This window comes from Nonlabens sp. Ci31, assembly GCF_012974865.1.
Classification (GTDB): domain Bacteria; phylum Bacteroidota; class Bacteroidia; order Flavobacteriales; family Flavobacteriaceae; genus Nonlabens.
Genome location: NZ_CP043633.1, coordinates 1,611,532 through 1,629,236, shown reverse-complemented (window position 1 = coordinate 1,629,236; position 17,705 = coordinate 1,611,532). Strand labels below are relative to the sequence as shown.

Annotated in this window: 10 protein-coding genes, 1 tRNA gene and 2 pseudogenes; 6 read left to right on the top strand and 7 right to left on the bottom strand. The window is 37.6% G+C overall.

The window, feature by feature from the left end; all coding sequences use genetic code 11:
* Positions 1–778: 778 nt before the first annotated feature.
* The 6 genes and pseudogenes from F0365_RS07180 to F0365_RS07150 form a co-directional block, all read right to left on the bottom strand.
* Complete coding sequence (locus F0365_RS07180; protein WP_169933078.1) at positions 779–1,333, bottom strand: DUF427 domain-containing protein; 555 nt, start codon at positions 1,331–1,333, stop codon at positions 779–781.
* Between the two features lie 252 nt (positions 1,334–1,585).
* The gene (locus F0365_RS07175) at positions 1,586–1,822 is read right to left on the bottom strand and encodes a DUF262 domain-containing protein (protein ID WP_240961938.1); all 237 of its coding nucleotides are present in this window, start codon (positions 1,820–1,822) and stop codon (positions 1,586–1,588) included.
* Between the two features lie 158 nt (positions 1,823–1,980).
* Positions 1,981–2,841 carry a DUF2971 domain-containing protein gene (locus F0365_RS07170; RefSeq protein WP_169933077.1) on the bottom strand — a complete coding sequence of 287 codons (861 nt, stop codon included), beginning with the start codon at positions 2,839–2,841 and terminating at the stop codon, positions 1,981–1,983.
* Between the two features lie 14 nt (positions 2,842–2,855).
* Positions 2,856–4,754: pseudogene (locus F0365_RS07165) on the bottom strand (Eco57I restriction-modification methylase domain-containing protein).
* A gap of 63 nt (positions 4,755–4,817) precedes the next feature.
* Positions 4,818–6,618 (bottom strand): annotated as a pseudogene (locus tag F0365_RS16540) (Eco57I restriction-modification methylase domain-containing protein); the annotation flags it as partial.
* 182 nt (positions 6,619–6,800) lie between these two features.
* Positions 6,801–6,882, bottom strand: a tRNA-Leu gene (locus F0365_RS07150).
* A 110-nt stretch (positions 6,883–6,992) separates the two neighbouring features.
* Between F0365_RS07150 and F0365_RS07145 the strand changes: the two genes are divergently transcribed.
* Entirely contained in the window at positions 6,993–8,378 is a 1,386-nt protein-coding gene (locus tag F0365_RS07145; RefSeq protein WP_169933075.1) for a dipeptidase, read from the top strand.
* Positions 8,379–8,487: 109 nt separating this feature from the next.
* Here F0365_RS07145 and F0365_RS07140 read toward each other — a convergent pair whose 3' ends face one another.
* Positions 8,488–9,927 carry a cell wall anchor protein gene (locus F0365_RS07140; protein ID WP_169933074.1) on the bottom strand — a complete coding sequence of 480 codons (1,440 nt, stop codon included), beginning with the start codon at positions 9,925–9,927 and terminating at the stop codon, positions 8,488–8,490.
* A 317-nt stretch (positions 9,928–10,244) separates the two neighbouring features.
* Between F0365_RS07140 and F0365_RS07135 the strand changes: the two genes are divergently transcribed.
* From F0365_RS07135 to F0365_RS07115, 5 genes are all read left to right on the top strand, one after another.
* Positions 10,245–10,610 carry a BlaI/MecI/CopY family transcriptional regulator gene (locus F0365_RS07135; protein WP_169933073.1) on the top strand — a complete coding sequence of 122 codons (366 nt, stop codon included), beginning with the start codon at positions 10,245–10,247 and terminating at the stop codon, positions 10,608–10,610.
* Between the two features lie 2 nt (positions 10,611–10,612).
* Positions 10,613–12,154 carry a M56 family metallopeptidase gene (locus F0365_RS07130; protein WP_169933072.1) on the top strand — a complete coding sequence of 514 codons (1,542 nt, stop codon included), beginning with the start codon at positions 10,613–10,615 and terminating at the stop codon, positions 12,152–12,154.
* Positions 12,155–12,226: 72 nt separating this feature from the next.
* Entirely contained in the window at positions 12,227–13,741 is a 1,515-nt protein-coding gene (locus F0365_RS07125) for a M56 family metallopeptidase (RefSeq protein WP_169933071.1), read from the top strand.
* A gap of 323 nt (positions 13,742–14,064) precedes the next feature.
* Positions 14,065–16,491: a M56 family metallopeptidase gene (locus F0365_RS07120; RefSeq protein ID WP_169933070.1), complete on the top strand. Its 2,427-nt coding sequence runs from the start codon at positions 14,065–14,067 to the stop codon at positions 16,489–16,491.
* Positions 16,492–16,603: 112 nt separating this feature from the next.
* Positions 16,604–17,704 (top strand): DUF4407 domain-containing protein, encoded by a 1,101-nt coding sequence (locus F0365_RS07115; protein WP_169933069.1) that lies wholly within the window; start codon positions 16,604–16,606, stop codon positions 17,702–17,704.
* Position 17,705: the final 1 nt, after the last annotated feature.

The window sequence follows — 17,705 nt, the reverse complement described above, 5'->3', positions numbered from 1 at the left end:
GTATTCACAGAACATTTCTCAAATTAATGCTGCCTGGTCAATAGATAATTCCCCTATTATTTAAGCCAATTCTAATTTAAACCCTGTAAAACTGGTGTCATAGGTCGTCAAACTTTGACTTCATGGTCAGGTTGCCGTGAGTCAATTTTTTTATGGTCAACTCCTCTGTTTTATTATTGGCAAGTCTCAGGTTGTTTCTTAAAGAAAATAACAGCAGCTACAAAAAATATCATGTCGCATAAAACGTTAGCAACGAGCGTTATTTAAATAGCACAACGTAACAAGGACGGCATTTTGTCTTTGAAAAGGCTTTTGTTGATGGTTTTTAGTTGTTTTGTAGCACATCTACAACAATTGCAACGCCTACAACAACAACAGTAGCACAACAACTTTGCAACAACAATTCATTAGTCGTTTTTGCAGGTTTGTTTGCTTTTAGTTGATGGCTAAATTAAAGTTATACCTGGAGTCCGCTTTGATTTACAACATCACACAGTTCTAGACTTAGGCATATGAGCACCCCATTTAACTAATCAAGAAGGCTAAATAAGTGACAGATAAAAAAATAGTTATTAGTATTCAAACGAAATTTGTGAGTGTGAAAAAAGTAGAACAAATAGCAGCCATAACACTCGTACGTGTTTTTATCGGTATATTTCTATTTATATCTAGAGTCGAAGTAGGGGAAACTCTATACCTATAGACTCATTAATTTTCACAATAATGATAGTTAATACATTGAGGTTTAAAGTGTGTTCATTTTTTTTTTAAGAATCAATTACCAGTGGCCTGTCCCGCTGTCCCCTTTAAAAGGTCCAGTTAAGTCTGGTGTGATCCAGCCCGCATAAAACTCCCCTTGTTGCGATTTTACTCGAATTCCATCTACAAAACATTCCAGATGTTGTGGGTAGAAAGCCAAGTAGTCTTTTAACTCTTCAAATTCTTGTAACGGATTTGCATAGGACCAAGCGATAGGTCGATTCATATCCTCCTTTAATCCCCAGTACATTGCGTTACCCTTCCACTCGCAAAATGAGCTTTTACCGGGTATTTGAGCAAGCAAATCCATCTCTACATCCTCCCGTGGGATATAATAGGTAGGCGGGCTTGCTGTCTCTAATACTGCTAGTGCATTCTGGGTATCTACAATTGTTTTGCTTAGGTATTTTACAAGTACCCTTTCAGTCACCTTTTCAATGACAGGCGGACGCGGAAAGTCCCAAACAGAACGCTGACCTTCCTCTGGCTCGATAGCAAAAGGTGGTCTTTTACTACCTCTATTGCTCCAGCTATCGCGGGCCTTTTGTAACCTATCTTCTTTTTTGTCGTTCATAGCGATTTGATTTCAGTATTCGGGTGATCGTTGGGTTACCTGAAAATTTGTAAGGAATTTTCAGATAAGAAATTAATTAAACGTTGTTTCTGTTACACAACTCTACCTAAAAATAGTAAGAATACCTATATCACTTAAGGTAAGGAAAAAAGATCTACTAGGAGAAGCTTTTTCTACTAAACTAATTCACGGGATTTTATAAATCTTGACAAAAGAGGAATTGATGGAAAATGAAATAAGGAACCAACGGTTTTACGCCATGAACATTGAAGAAACTCTGATCATAAAATATTTCAAAGTGCCATTTGATCGAAGTAGTCCTAAAGCGTTCTTAACTTCGCTGGTACTATAAGTTCCTTCATGAATAAAAACAATGCTACCAATGAAGTGCGTACCTCTATCGTGTTTTTCAACGGCAATTACATCGTTGAGTAACTCTTTACACTCGCTATTTGTCCAATTATAATTACGCTGATACACAGGAATCACAAATTGCACATTAGGTGATTGTTAAAAAATTACTGATGGGTAGTTCGTTTGCTTTCATATTTTACTGTCTCGAAAATTAACTATTATACACTGCTTAAATCTCCTTCTCCGTCACCCCATACGATTCATAAACCATCAGGTCGGTATTCAATTTTACTTTAGATATTGCGATAAGGACACTCACTCTTTCTTAAGTAAATCTTTTCTGGATTCTTCTCACGACTTAATTTTTTTTTCTTTTGACCTAAAAATAGAGCGAGAGCAGTAGATAGTTTCTCTGACGATAAACACGGCCCCAAAACAATTTCAGTTAGATACTCGAAAGGAATTAAAATCTCCCTGTAAGGTTTTAACAAGGTATCAGTTGTATGGAATTTTAGGGTATCCTTTTCTTTAATTTTGACCGGTATGATCAATCTACGCTCTTCTTCATACTTATAACTTTTATCCTTTAAGATCGGAAGATACTTATAGTGTTCTTTAAGTACGCTTAATTCAAGATCGCTTGTAAAACCTATACTGTATGAACTAACATTGATACTGGCGTGGATTTTTTGGATATTTTGAGACAAATAATCTTCATAGATTTTAGCATCGTAAACACAGCTTTCTAACTTATATCCTTTTGATAACGCAAACTTTTTTAATTTAACTTTATCAAAACCTAATGCCACACCATTGGATTTGTTTGAATAAGTGTTCCACATTGGCAGACTGTCACCATGTTCTGAAAAGGATATAATATGCAGATACATTTCATCAAATTCACTTATCCTAAAAAATGACATTCGCTTATCATTTAGCATAGTGGCAAGGTCTTTTGATCTTCGACCATTAAGACCAGTATCATATTTAATTAATGCTTTTTTTAATAAGTCTACCGCTATGGTATGTTCTGTGAAATCATTTAAAAAATCAACGTGCGTAGCTCTCAATGTTAAATGTGTTTCACTAGCCTCATTGATTATATTATAAAGCGTTTCTAATGACGTGTAATGATAAACTGTGTTTTCTGACATTTACTTATTTTTATCTAACTCCCCTCAACTATTAAAATCTCCTCCTCACTCAACCCATACAACTCATAAACCATCTGGTCGATTTCTTTTTCAGTAGCTTTAATTTGTGCTTGTAGTTTCTGGGCTTCTTGTTTTTTAGGTTCAAAGAGTTCCATCCATTCAAACTCGTCTTTTTTGGTTAATTCTGGTATGGGGGAATGGCCTTCTTTGATGCGGACTTTATTGGTCGCTTTTATGGCTTTGGTGAGCTCCTTTAGGAAATCGGCGAACGTGAGTTCGTGCCAGGATTGTAGTTTTGAACTGGTCTCCCCTTTCAAAACAGCTTTTATATAAGAAGCCAAATCGCCTACTAATCTTAAAAGTGAATTATTAAGGCGCAATACCTTTTTTGATAAATCTGTTAGGTTAGAATCATTAGATCCAAAAGATTTCGGTAGAGGCAGAGATTTCAGTTGATAACCTTTAATCTTTGGAAATGTTTTCTTCTCGTCAGAATAGTTCGTTTTCCATAGGTATGCTATCAACTTAGAATTGATGATTGTCATTAATTGTAAAACGCTCTTTTGATCAATATGCTTTTTTGGATATAAATTATAAATAGTGTTTGATGCTAATATACCTTCCTCGCAATATCCGGCAATGGGAACTGATCCAATCTGTCTTATTAAAACTCTTGGTTGATTACACACATTCCAGTCTCCTCCAGATTTAATGGTTTGAGGTTGGTAATCGTACCAATACTCATGAATTGCTTGTGTGTTTTTATTAAAATCTTTCCCATTTACTATTGGTTTGTAATGGTTGCTGGTTTTGATTTCAGATGTAGATGTTTTCTTGTCGTAGGCTTGTATTCCAAAATAGGATTCAAAACAATCCGATAATGGAATTGTGCCTTTTAACTCTAACATCTTTTCGCTTGAAGTATTGAAAATTAGGTTGGTGTTTGTTCTCCAATCCTGCGTATTTATTTGGTGCGAAAACACGACCTGATGATCTAGTGTTCTATTTATTTCGGCCAAATTTGTTTCATGATTCAATCGTAAGATTATGGTTGCAGTATCAACGCTTGCATCAGGAAAAACCGATTCGTCATGTCGGATTAATTTATATATCGAAGATTTATCCAAAATAAATTTTCTCAATGGCTCGATATATAGATTGGTCAAATAAGTGTTAGGAGTGATGAACCCCAAAATCCCATCAGTTTTGAGAAGATGTATCAACCTTTCAAAAAAGAGATGATAGAGATCAACCTTATAACTTGCAACCTCAAACTCCATATAAATTTTCAATAAATCCTCTTTGGTGTTAGATTACTGACATAGTAGGTAAGGCGGATTCCCAATCACAACATCAAATCCTCCAGAATATTCTGTTTTAAACGCATCGTTCACACCGCAGCACATGTTATCAATAGCGTTTTGTAGATCCCTATCGTGTGGGGGCAGTTCGTGCTTTTTGCGATTGCCCTTGATATATTTGATCGTGTTTTGCAATTGTTCCTCCGTCGTGATTTCTTTTGGGGCGCTGTATTTTTGCGTCCAGAGGGGTTTTTTATGGGTGTTCTGGTGTTGTTTTTCCTCTACGGTTTCTTTGTCAAGGGGCTTAAGCCCCTTGTCGTGTGTTGTTACTTCCGTTTGATCCTCTGTTCCTTTATTATATTGCCCGTGCTTGTATGAAGTGCGGCCTTTTATCTTTTGCATAATAGAGGGTATTTCCTCTAGTTCGCAAACTAACAATAGATGTATATGATCTCCACATATATTATAAGCCAACAAATGGAGCTGGTTTTCATGTACAACCTCGGCAATGGTTTCTGTGATGAGTTGATCCTCGGTTGGGGTAAAGTAGATGACATTAGGGTATGGGTTCGTACCTGCTTCTCTTTTTTCCCGAACCTTATACTTGCGCATCCTATCTGATGTGCGGCTGTCGTGAATAGCAGTTGTGATGTGGTAGGCTTTCTTATTTTTCTCCTGAAACACTTTCGCGAAAGCGGTTTCCCACTTAAAGGCTTTATCACCCGCTACCTTTTTATCGTCGATCAGGCTGTTCCCGCATTTGATATTGCTGCTTAAATCATTGAGCTTGCGGCGCGGTTGTGCGGTACGTAGCCATAGGGATAGTTTTGCAATCTCCACACTTTCCTCATTGAGATCCACACCATAAATGTTGTTTTCTAGAATGGTATTCTCGATGTCTGGAAACTGTAAACCGCCGCCCAGGATCTTCGTCTTGAGCTCGACAATGTAGGTGTGTTCCTTGATCAAAAAGTCCAGCGCCTGATTTAAAAAAGCACCAGAACCACAGGCAGGATCGCAAATGGTAATCTGCAACAGCCACTCGCGGTAATCGTCCAGTATGGCGACCAGGTTTACAATGGTGTCTTTGTTCCTATTCTTACGACCCTTAAAATATTGCTCCTCATCAAAGCCCAGTGCTGCTTTCTTTTCCTCGCAGAGTTTGCCTAGAGTATTTTCAACAATGTATTTAGTGATGTATTTAGGGGTGTAGAAAACGCCGTCTTTCTTGCGTTTGCTGGTCTGTTTGTCAAACTCGCCGCCTTCAATCTCTGCATTGACACTTTCGATCTCGTTAAGGGAGTTTTCAAAAATGTGTCCTAGAATGTTGACATCCACCTGGCTTTCAAAGTCATAGTTGGATAATTTGAGTGTGTATTTGTAAAGCAAGTCGTTATCAATTTCCAATGCATCCAGAATAGCATCAGGCTTGAACAATCCACCGTTGTAGGCATAGATTTCCGCACGCTTCTCGGTTCCCTTTCGTCCTTGATCTAAGAACGTAAAGTATTGTTGGAACAGCTGGTACAATGAGCGCTCATCGCCAAAATCCCAATCGTCCTTCCACTTGTTCAAAATCTGTAGTGTAGAGTTGGATGGCAGCAACATTCTATCCTCTGCAAAGAAGATAAATAGGAAACGGTCAATCAGTTTCTGCGATTTTTTAAACAGCGTTAACCGCACGTTCTTTTCCAGACGATCTCTATCTTCCTGATCGTCTGCATCACCGCCACCGCTCAGTTTAGCCTTTACCGTTTTAACATTATTCTTTACCAGATCCCGGTAGAGTTCGCGTTTGAAAACCGAGTAATCCTTATAAAATGCTTTGGTAATCTGCTCCTCTTCAGCAATGGACGCCTCCTTAATTTTAAGCGGTACATTGTTGAGCACCTTATCTAAATGCAGGCACAGATATAGCAGGTCAAACCGCTTTCGCGAAAGCGTAAACAGATCAAATTCTTCAAATTCTGTTGCATCATTGATATAAAACCGCAGCTTTTCAAAGTTGGAGGTAATCACATAAACGCAGCCTTTTTGGTTGGCCTTGTAATCAAATGCCTGGCGCCGGATGCTCTCCAGATCTCTCGTATTCGTTCCCTTGAGTTCTATCACTGCCATTACGGTAGGTGTCAAGGGATTTAAACCCTTTGTTGTAGTGGTAGTAGATGTCAAGGGGTTTGAACCCCTTGTTGTAGTGATGGCAGCATCTGCCTTGCGCGCATTTTTCTCGTTCTTAAATTCTGTGGTCAGGTTAGAATCTGGATTGGGGAATAGGGTATAGGGTATAGCCCAAGATATTTACAAACAGCTCGTGCAAGAAGGTGGCCTGGTACTGTTCCTCTTTGGCCGTTTTGATATTTTCCTGAATGGTGGTATTCCAGAAGTAGGCTTGGTATTTTTTATACGCCTTGTCAACAGCGGTCTGGTCTAATCGAGCTAAGTGGGATTTAAGTACGGAGGTTTGGAATAATGCCATTGAAAATTGTAAGTATAAATAATTAAAGGTAGGTAAAAAAGGCTACTTATTCCTTCAAACAGATCAAACTAGGTTCAAATAAGCACAACCTAAACCAGTAATTTTTCGGCAGAAATTCGGCATAATTGCACAAAAAAAGAGCTCAACTCACTGTTTTTCAGTTTGTTAAGCTCTTTACTAAGTGCGGATGACAGGAATCGAACCTGCACACCTTGCGGCACTAGATCCTAAGTCTAGCATGTCTACCAGTTCCATCACATCCGCATACTGATACCCCTATTTGGGACGGCAAATATACATACTTTTCACATATTACAAATTCTTTATCATATAAAAATTACCCCTTTCTTATCTTTACCTCAAATACATTTCAAATGAATACCAAACCTTATGTTGATCAACACAAAGATCGATTTATAAATGAACTCATAGACTTACTTAAAATTCCATCTATAAGTGCTGATGTCGCTTATAAAAACGATGTGATTAGAGCAAGTGAAGTAATTAAAGAATCCCTAAAAAAAGCAGGCTGTGATCACGTAGAAATTTGTGAAACACCGGGTTACCCCATCGTTTATGGAGAAAAAATGATCGATCCCAAACTGCCTACGGTACTGGTTTATGGTCATTATGATGTACAACCACCAGACCCTATTAATTTATGGGACAGCCCGCCATTTGAACCGGTCATTAAAAAAACAGAACTGCATCCAGACGGAGCCATTTATGCTCGTGGTGCTTGTGATGACAAAGGGCAAATGTACATGCACGTAAAGGCCATGGAATACATGACAGCAAATAAGAAGCTGCCTTGTAACGTAAAATTCATGATCGAAGGTGAAGAAGAAGTAGGTAGCGAGTCACTAGGATGGTTTTTAGAACGAAACAGAGAAAAACTAGCTAACGATGTGATCTTGATTTCTGACACGGGTATGATCGCTAAAGACGTTCCTAGCGTCACTACCGGACTGCGTGGTTTGAGTTATGTGGAGGTTGAAGTTACTGGACCTAATCGCGACTTGCACTCGGGACTCTATGGTGGAGCAGTAGCAAATCCTATCAATGTCTTATGTGATATGATTGCTCAATTACATGATGAGAACCATCACATTACCATTCCAGGATTCTATGATAAAGTAGAAGAACTGAGCAAAGAAGAACGTGCCGAAATGGCTAAAGCGCCATTCTCTCAAGAAGCCTACAACAAGGCTTTAGACATCGCAGAAGAACATGGCGAGAAGGGTTATACCACTAATGAACGCAATAGCATACGACCTACACTAGACGTCAACGGAATTTGGGGCGGATACACCGGGGAAGGCGCCAAGACCGTTATCGCCAGTAAAGCCTTTGCAAAAATATCTATGCGTCTTGTTCCTGATCAAAATTGGCATGAAATTACCGAGTTGTTCCAAAAACACTTTGAAAGCATTGCGCCAGCAAGTGTTACTGTAAAGGTAAAACCTCATCATGGTGGAACGGCTTATGTAACGCCTATAGACTCCTTGGGATATCGTGCCGCAAGTGCAGCATATGAAGATACATTTGGGAAAACACCTATTCCTCAACGTAGCGGAGGATCCATTCCTATCGTTGCTTTATTTGAAAAAGAATTGAATTCAAAGTCCATTCTTATGGGATTTGGACTGGACAGCGACGCTATTCACTCGCCTAACGAGCATTTCGGAATATGGAATTACTTAAAAGGAATTGAAACTATTCCGCATTTTTATAAGCACTTTACCGAGATGAGTAAATAGTTTTTGAATCTTGAGTTCGTATGCTCTGAGATCGCATTAAGACAAAAATCCCATTCGTTATGAGTGGGATTTTTTTGTGTTCGCTTTCGCGAAAGCGAAATCAATAATATTATCTTACACTTAAGTTTTCTGAAAACACGATTAGTGAATCACTACCGCTTCCCGTAAGACGTCTTGTAAAAACTTCTATACGATCACCTGGAGAAACAGTAAGGACACCATTTAGAGCTACGTTTTGAATTTGATTATCATCTGCAATAATGACTATGGAATTCGTTTCAGTTGCAATGACTCCATTTTTTGCTATAGCAAATGCATAAAAATCATTTGCTGCGCTAGTCACTCTTATACTGAGTGATACATTGACCTGTATATTTCGTATTTTGTTACCATCATAGATCAAATCATTGTTGTTATCTGCTGCGGCAAACCTAAAAAGGCCTGATGTGACAAAATCAGCAGAGCTCTTGACCTGCACGGCTGTACCATTTGAAATGGTCTGCCCGAAACCACTTGTCAAATCTCCATTAAAGTAGAAATTTGCTGCAGCGACTTGATCGCTCTCAGTCGGGATTCCAGAGCAGTTGACGTTCCAGTCATTAGTGAAGTTAAATCCTGTATACGATTCCGTAGTGTAGCTTTCCACTGCTGTCCCATTCCCTACAAAACTGAGTTGGGCCAAGGTAGCATCATTCACAATACTAGGATTTGAACTTACATCAATCCCTATTTCACCAGTATCTGCTTCTACACGACCACCGTTCATTTGAAGGTTTTGAAAGGTTCCTGACAGTTCTAGGAAAGTACCTGTGTTGGAACTTGGCCAAAAAATATTGCTCACAAAAAAACTGTTGATGTTACTAACACTTAGTCCGTCATCATTACCGAGATACTGTGTAACACTCAAAAAAACAGTCCCTAAACCACTCATCGTACCTACCTTACTAGCGCTAGCGAAGATGGTGTTATTAATCAGCAACAAGTCAGCAGCTGTTCCTGTTATATCAAACAATTGATTCGCATTGCCGCTTAAAGTAAGATTACGCAAACCCCCGCCGCCAGCACCTTCAAAAAGGCTGCCGCCAGTGAAGCCATGTACAAGGATGTCCCCTGAAGAATCTACTCCTTCTATATAGGCACCGTTCAGATTGATAGGAAAGTCAAAAGTGATGGTTCCGCTTATTTCATATAAATAATCTGTATTTAGCAGGTACGAAGTTCCTCCGCCGGCAGTGAGTTCTTCTGACAGATCAGATATATCTTTAACTAGCTTGTAGTTTTCTCTGTAAGGAATGTCGCCTAGATAGGTCCAGTCCGAGCCATCATAAAATTGAAAGGAATTTAAATCGATGTCAAAAACCATAAGGCCAGTCGCTGGACTTGCTATGGCGATCCTTTGTGCGCTGGTCATTCTAGGTGTTAAAAGACCTTGAGTTTCAGAATAAATCTCTAAAATAGAACTGGGATCAGGAGTGTCTGTATTGATTCCGACTTGAGATGTTGCTACTAATGTCATGAACAACAAAAAGAAGGTAACTAAGGATTTCATAAATATTTATTATTATCAAGTTATTAGAGACAAAAATAACATTATTATTTAAGTAAATATATATCTATTTATCATTTGTTAATTATTACGTGTTTTGAGTACTCTTTTTATCTTTAATTTATGCTTTTTAATCAGTTTGTCGATTTTACAAGCTCTACCACTGTTTTTGGATTCATGATTGTTTATCTTATTTATTCGTGTTTTTTGCTTCCATATAGTTTACCCAGAATACCACTTCGGGCAAATTAAAACACCTCTACACTTGTAGAATTAAAATATTGTTCTACATTTGTAGAGTTAATTCTAATAACATAAACATGAAGCTTTCAAAAACTGAAGAAGAACTGATGAGTCACTTGTGGAAACAAGAAAAGGCTTTTATGAAGGACCTTCTAGAGGCTTACCCAGAACCAAAACCGGCTACCACTACTATTGCGACACTTTTAAAGCGCATGACCGATAAAGGCTTTGTAGGATACAATCTTCTTGGGAACAGTCGTCAATATTACGCGTTGGTAGAAAAAAGCGCTTATTTTTCTAAACACGTCAACGGGCTGATCAAGAATTTCTTTAACGATAGCGCTTCCCAGTTTGCTTCTTTCTTTACCAAAGAAACCCAACTAACGCAAAAAGAGTTGAAGGAACTCAAAAAGATCATCGACGACCAAATTAAAGACCAATAGCCATGGAACATTTTTTAATCAATAGTTCGGTTTGCTTGTTCAGCTTATGGCTGGTGTATAAGTTGCTTTTGGAAAATGTAAGTTGGCATTATTTCAAGAGGTTCTATTTACTGGGTTCCTTGGTGATTTCTGCAGTGATTCCGTTTTTAGTGGTTCGCACCGTGACCATTCCGTTACCACAAACTACGCCTTTGGTTTTTCCAGAATTGGAAGTTATGGAAACTACTACCGCCACCACTGGTTTTGAATTCGAATGGAGCAGCGTTTTACTGTTAGTTTATGTGATAGGCGTTTTAATCATGGCATTTCGCTTTATTAAAAACCTCTATGCACTGAGAATCAAATCTACCGATGAGATCCGTGGTTATGAAGCCTACACGTTGGTATTAAGAAAATTAATCGAAGTCCCGCACTCGTTTCTCACTAGAATTTATGCCTCAATAACCGATTTTAAATCTGGAGCTATTCCAGACTCTGTATTGCAGCACGAGAAAGCGCATCTGGATCAAAAGCACAGTTTGGATATTCTAGCTATTGAAGTTCTATTGATTCTCATGTGGTTTAATCCGTTGCTGTACCTCATTAAATATTCCATCAAACTCAACCACGAATTTCTGGCAGATCAAGCGGTGTTATCAAATGGAATCGATACCAAAACCTATCAAGAAACACTACTCGCCTATTCGTCCAACAGTCAAAACAGAGTACTCGCCAACACCTTTAATTTTCCCATCATCAAAAAAAGATTTACCATTATGAAAACACGTACCTCAAATACCAGTTTATTATTGAGAACGATCGCCGTTCTTCCAGTTCTTGCCGTACTAGTCATTAGCTGCGGACAAGAAGAAATTGTAGTTGAACCAGAAGTTATGGAAATTGTTGAAGAGCCGGCAATTGTTAAGCGTTTAGACCCTAAAATAATCGTGATTAAACGAGGAGAAAAACAAGGATCTGCTACACTTTATGATGGAACCAAATATTCGTTTAAACGTAAAGCTGATGGCAGCATTCAATTTTTCGATGATAAAAATCAAGAATGGAATTATCAGAAAGAAGGTTATAAAGTCGAGGAAGTCGACATAATTGAGGAAACGATAATAGAGGTACCGATAACATTGATTTCATCAGAGCCCTCTACACTACTTGAGTTTATCGAAAAAAATAAAACCAACCTAGTATATTACAAGGACGGAAAAAAAATAACTGAAACTGAAGCTATAAAAAACATTGAAGTTTTTGGACAAAGCGGCGTAGAAATAGGGCGTGATGAAAATGGTAAACGAGCCATTAAAATAAAAATGAATCAGGCTAGATGGAGCAAAATGCCACCACCACCGCCACCAGCCCCAGCGAACAGTCCAACTCAAGCTAAACAGATTACCGACGGTACTTTAAAGATTTACATCAACGATAAAATAGCGACACCAGCACAACTGGACAACCTCGCAAAACTAAAGCCGGCAGACTGGAAAAACATAGCTGTTTATCCTAAGGAAAAAAACGGTGTGCGCAGCACGTACTTCTATGGCGAAGGGCTTTAATTAGCTGCTGACAATCGACTGGGCTTTTAAGAAAGCAGTAATTAAAAAAATGAACCTAATATAATTAGTGAAATGCAACACTTCATCCTCAACTTCTCAATTTGTCTATTCAGCTTATGGCTGGTGTATAAGTTGCTTTTGGAAAATGTGAGTTGGCATCGTTTCAAACGATTCTACTTACTGGGTTCTTTGGTGATTTCTGCAGTGATTCCGTTTTTAGTGGTTCGGACGGTTACCATTCCGTTGCCACAATCTACGCCTTTGGTTTTTCCAGAATTGGAAGTTATGGAAACTACTACCGCCACCACTGGTTTTGAATTCGACTGGAGCAGCGTTTTACTGTTAGTTTATGTGATAGGCGTTTTAATCATGGCATTTCGCTTTATTAAAAACCTCTATGCACTGAGAATCAAATCTACCGATGAGATCCGTGGTTATGAAGCCTACACGTTAGTATTAAGAAAATTAATCGAAGTCCCGCACTCGTTTCTCACTAGAATTTATGCCTCAATAACCGATTTTAAATCTGGCGCCATTCCAGACTCTGTATTGCAGCACGAGAAAGCGCATCTGGATCAAAAGCACAGTTTGGATATTCTAGCTATTGAAGTTCTATTGATTCTCATGTGGTTTAATCCGCTGCTGTACCTTATTAAATATTCCATCAAACTCAACCACGAATTCCTAGCCGATCAAGCGGTGCTAGCGAACGGTGTAGACACCAAAACCTACCAAGAAACACTACTCGCCTATTCGTCCAACAGTCAAAACCGAGCATTAGCCAACACCTTTAATTTTCCCATTATTAAAAAAAGATTTACCATTATGAAAACACGTACCTCAAATACCAGCCTGGTCTTTAGAAGTCTAGCGCTTATTCCTGTTATCGCTTTACTTGTTATAAGTTGTGGAAAGGAAGAAACCGAATTTATAGAAATAGAAGAAATCATTATCATAGAAGACGATTCAAATGATACAAATCAAAAATTAATTGTGGTTGACCCCAATGATCCTGATTTGAGTATTACTATTAATGGAAAACCGCATTTTTATCAAATCAAAGGAGATCAAATCGATATCTTTAACGAGGCTGGAGAGCTTCAAGACTTTGAAAGCCAAGGTTATGAAGTTAGAATAGCAGAAATAGTCGAAATTATTGAAGTTATTGCAGAAATCTCTACAGAAGATATAAAAGAATACAACCAGCTTGCAATTTTGCATCAACAAAAAATGAAGTTAGATAACCAACTCATAGTTTTAAAAGATAAAACTTTACGCATGCAAATGTTGTATTACTCCATGAATGAAGTGCAACAAGCCAATAATGAACCGTGGCCGTATTTAGGAAAAGGGAATGATGTTAAGGCTGGGCAAATCCCGCCACCGCCGCCGCCAGCGAGTCCTTTAGATTATATTGAAAACGCTGGTGATCACATCAATTACTACATTGATGATGAAAAGGTAACTGCAGAAAAAGCAAAGTCATTTCTCAAAAAAAATGGAAATAAAGGTGTTCAAATCATGCCGGTGAATGGAGTAAATTCTTTGAAAATGTACACTAGAGTAGGCGTACTAAGGGGAACATAGAAAGATGTAGAGAAAACTTTAGCAGATGCTCCGAAAGGAAGTGCCGATACAATGAATCCTATTAAAACTAATTTTGTAGGTGACCCCATTGATGTCATCAACATCAACAAATAAAAATATATTTATGATGTAGATGGTTATATCAAAAACTATGAAAAAGCCTTATTAATAGTAGCAAAAAATGAGCATTGGAATGTTTATTTAGATACTATAATTAACAAAGATGCTATGATGATCAACACCTATAATGTGATCGTAGGTCCAGAAGAAATTAAAAAACGCGGCTGTTAATTCCAATGCATCCCACAGACTAAAAACACCTCATGGAACACTTCTTAATCAACTCGACTGCTTGTCTTTTTGCGCTATGGTTATTTTATAAAATAGCCTTAGAAAATACTTCTTGGCATCTGTTTAAAAGGTATTATTTGATAGGAAGTATTATCCTATCCATTACTATCCCTTTTATAGTGGTAGAAACACTAGTTATTCCTGTCCAAGAATTTCCTTTTACAAATTCTTATAGCAACAATAGTGGTATTTCTATAGCTCAAGAAATCATTCAAGAGCCAGAGTTTACTGTTAATTGGTTTTACGTATGGTTGCTGATTTACTGTATAGGTTTTTCGGTTATGTTATGGAGATTTGTTAAAAACATGTACTCTTTTAGAATCTTGAAAGATGATCAACTTAGTTCCTATAAAACTTACGAACTTGTTTTGCGCAACAGTTTTACCATACCACATTCATTTTTAAAACGCATTTTCTTATCTAAAGAAGAGTATGAATCTAATCAAATACCTCTTGTCGTATTAGAACATGAAAAAGCCCATTTAGATCAAAAACATTCTCTAGATATTTTGTTTATTGAATTGCTTATCGTGCTACTGTGGTTCAATCCATTATTATACATCATAAGGTATTCCATTAAATTGAATCATGAATTCCTAGCAGATCAAACTGTTTTAAATCAAGGAGTTTCTACATCAGACTACCAACAAACATTATTAGATCACGCCACGACTAACTACCAACAGGCGATGGCCAACACATTTACTTTTCCAATAATTAAAAAAAGATTTCATATTATGAAAACACATACCTCAAATACCAGTTTGGTCTTTAGAAGTCTAGCGCTTATTCCTGTTATCGCTTTACTTGTTATAAGTTGTGGAAAAGAGAAAACCGAATATCAAGATACGACTGCAGATTCTAAATTCAATGAGACCATAAAATCTGAAATGTCAGGCTCCATAAAAACAGAAGATGGAACTGATTATTATTTCAAAACGCTTGATAATGACAAAATGCTGTACTTTGATCAACAAGGTAATCTTCTTAAAGATTTTGATATAAATGCTCAAAACATAGATGTATTCACCATGTTTCCTAAAAAAGGGCAAAACCAAGATAACACTAACTCTCCTACCCTAGAACTTATAGAAAACAGTAAAGAAGAGTTAAAATATTTTATAAACGATTATGAAGTTACGAAAACAGAAGCCGTACAAACTATAAAAAATACTGGGGAAAAAGGTGTGATAATCGATGTTGATGAAAACGGTAAGTCTGCAATAAAAATCACTATGACTGCAGAAAAGAGGAAGAAAATGCCTCAAATTGGATCTATGAAATTAGAAAGTGGCGCGATCGCATCCTTTTCTCCGACGCTCATAAATCCCGATAAAAATAAGGACAACAAGCTCTATCAAATGAAAAAACAGATCGTCTCTGTCGCAGAAATGCAAGAAAAACCTACTAAATTCTATATCGATAACGAGCAAGTAACAAAAAGCGAGATTCATTATTTATTACACGACAATCCAGACGCTGGAATCTCCATAAAAGATAATAATGACAGCTCAAAATCACTTCATTTCACTTCTAAAAAGGAAAGTATAAGTAATGAGCAACTTCAGGAGATCTATAGTCAATTATTTAAAGATGATAAGTTAGGTGCCTTACGAACTTCAGAAAAAGAACATGCTACTTCAAATTCAGACGTACAAGTTACAAATGAGCCTGACAGCGAAGATTTTTACTATCGTAAATCGATTCTAATGGCAAGCTTTAATCTAAATAAAAAACCAAACTATCAGCTCAACGGTAAAAGTGCAACTCTAACAGCTATTCAAAAATACTTAGTTGACAATGAATCTGCAAATATGACTTATACAGAAGGTGCTCAAAACACGTTAAATTTTAGTGATCATATTGGAAAGAAAATGACTCTCCTGGAAATTCGAGATATTGCTGAAGTTATGGCAAAAAACGGCCCTAAAGAAACACCTACCACATTTGTAGCTATAAATGAAACAAGTTGGAAAGTCGTTACTGTAGACGCAACTGTCCGTAAAGGAGCTTTTGAAAGAAAAGGAGCTAATTATACGTATGATTCTAGCGATTTGAACCAAATCAAAATATTTGATAACAAGGGTCAACTATTGAATGAGACAGCATATAAAAATCTTGCAGTAGGCTTTAGTGTAATATGGTGGCAAGGAGAACAAAAATATAGGGAACTTATAAAACAACCTGAAATTATAGAAGGTATGAAAAATGGTACTTTTGCCGTTTTTTATGTTGGCGGCTACACAAAAGATTATGAAGAAGCTTTGAAATTAGATGCTAGTAACACATTTTTATCAATGGGTTCCACTCTAGAAGGTAAGACCATTAACATGCAGCCACATTCTTGGGCATACACTAACCCATCGCTTCAACAATTTCAAAAATATCTTGAAAAATAAAAGAACCATTATTTATAGAATCAGTGATGGTATTTGATGTTCTGGTTCAAGGATTGTAACAATTCTGCATAAAAGGCGTTATTAAATTACCCCTAATTATATACAACTCCTTATGCAATCCTTTTTCATCTTTTGTAGCGGCGCTGATACTCCATTGCTAGACCAGTGCAGCGCTGGCGAGCGTAATAAATATGCCGGTATAGGCGCAACGGTATTCTTTACGGCGCTAATGGCGTTTATTGCCGCGAGTTATGCCTTATTTACCGTTTTTGATAGCTACTGGATCGCGAGTGCTTTGGGCCTCGTCTGGGGTTTATTGATCTTTAATCTGGATCGCTATATTGTTTCTACACTCAAGAAAAGTGATCGTAAAATCAACGAGTTATGGCAAGCTGCTCCTCGTATTGTTTTGGCAATTATCATCGCTGTTGTCATTTCAAAACCCTTGGAGCTAAAGATTTTTGAGAAAGAAATTAATCAAGTTTTACTGGAGGAGAAACTAGCGATGACTTTAAATAATCAAGAGCAAGTTGGGGCGTTATTTGCTGTTGAGGTGTCCGCTTTCGCGAAAGCGATACAAGAATTAAAATCTGAAATCACCACAAAAGAAGTAGAAGTAGAAGCACTCTACTCCACTTACATCACAGAAGCCGAAGGAACCTCTGGAACAAACAAGCTGGGCAAAGGACCTGTCTATAAAGAGAAACGAGAAAAACACGACGCCGCACTAGCCGATCTTAAGGAATTGAAAACAACAAATGCGGAGAAAATAGCAGCCATAGAATTACAATTAGCCGACTTAAATACCCTTAAAACAGAGCAGCTAGCAGCTTCACAACCAATTATAGAAAACTTTGACGGATTGATGGCACGTATCGAGGCCTTGAATAAATTGCCTTTTATTACCTCTTTCTTCATCTTCTTATTGTTTCTAGCTATTGAAACCTCACCTATAATTGCCAAATTATTATCACCCAAAGGAGAATACGACTACAAATTTGCAGAGAGAGAAGGCCTGGTTCTATCTTGGGTCACCCAGCAAAAACAGCAGCAGACTGTACTCGTACAAACCGATAAAGAATTAAACAACCGGATCTACAAGGACATCGCAGACGAGGACGAACTGTACGCCTATAAGAAAAAAATAGCTAGAGAGCTCCTAAAAAAACAAGCCGATGCTTTTTATAATAAGCAGAAAGGGGTATTGGGGTAAA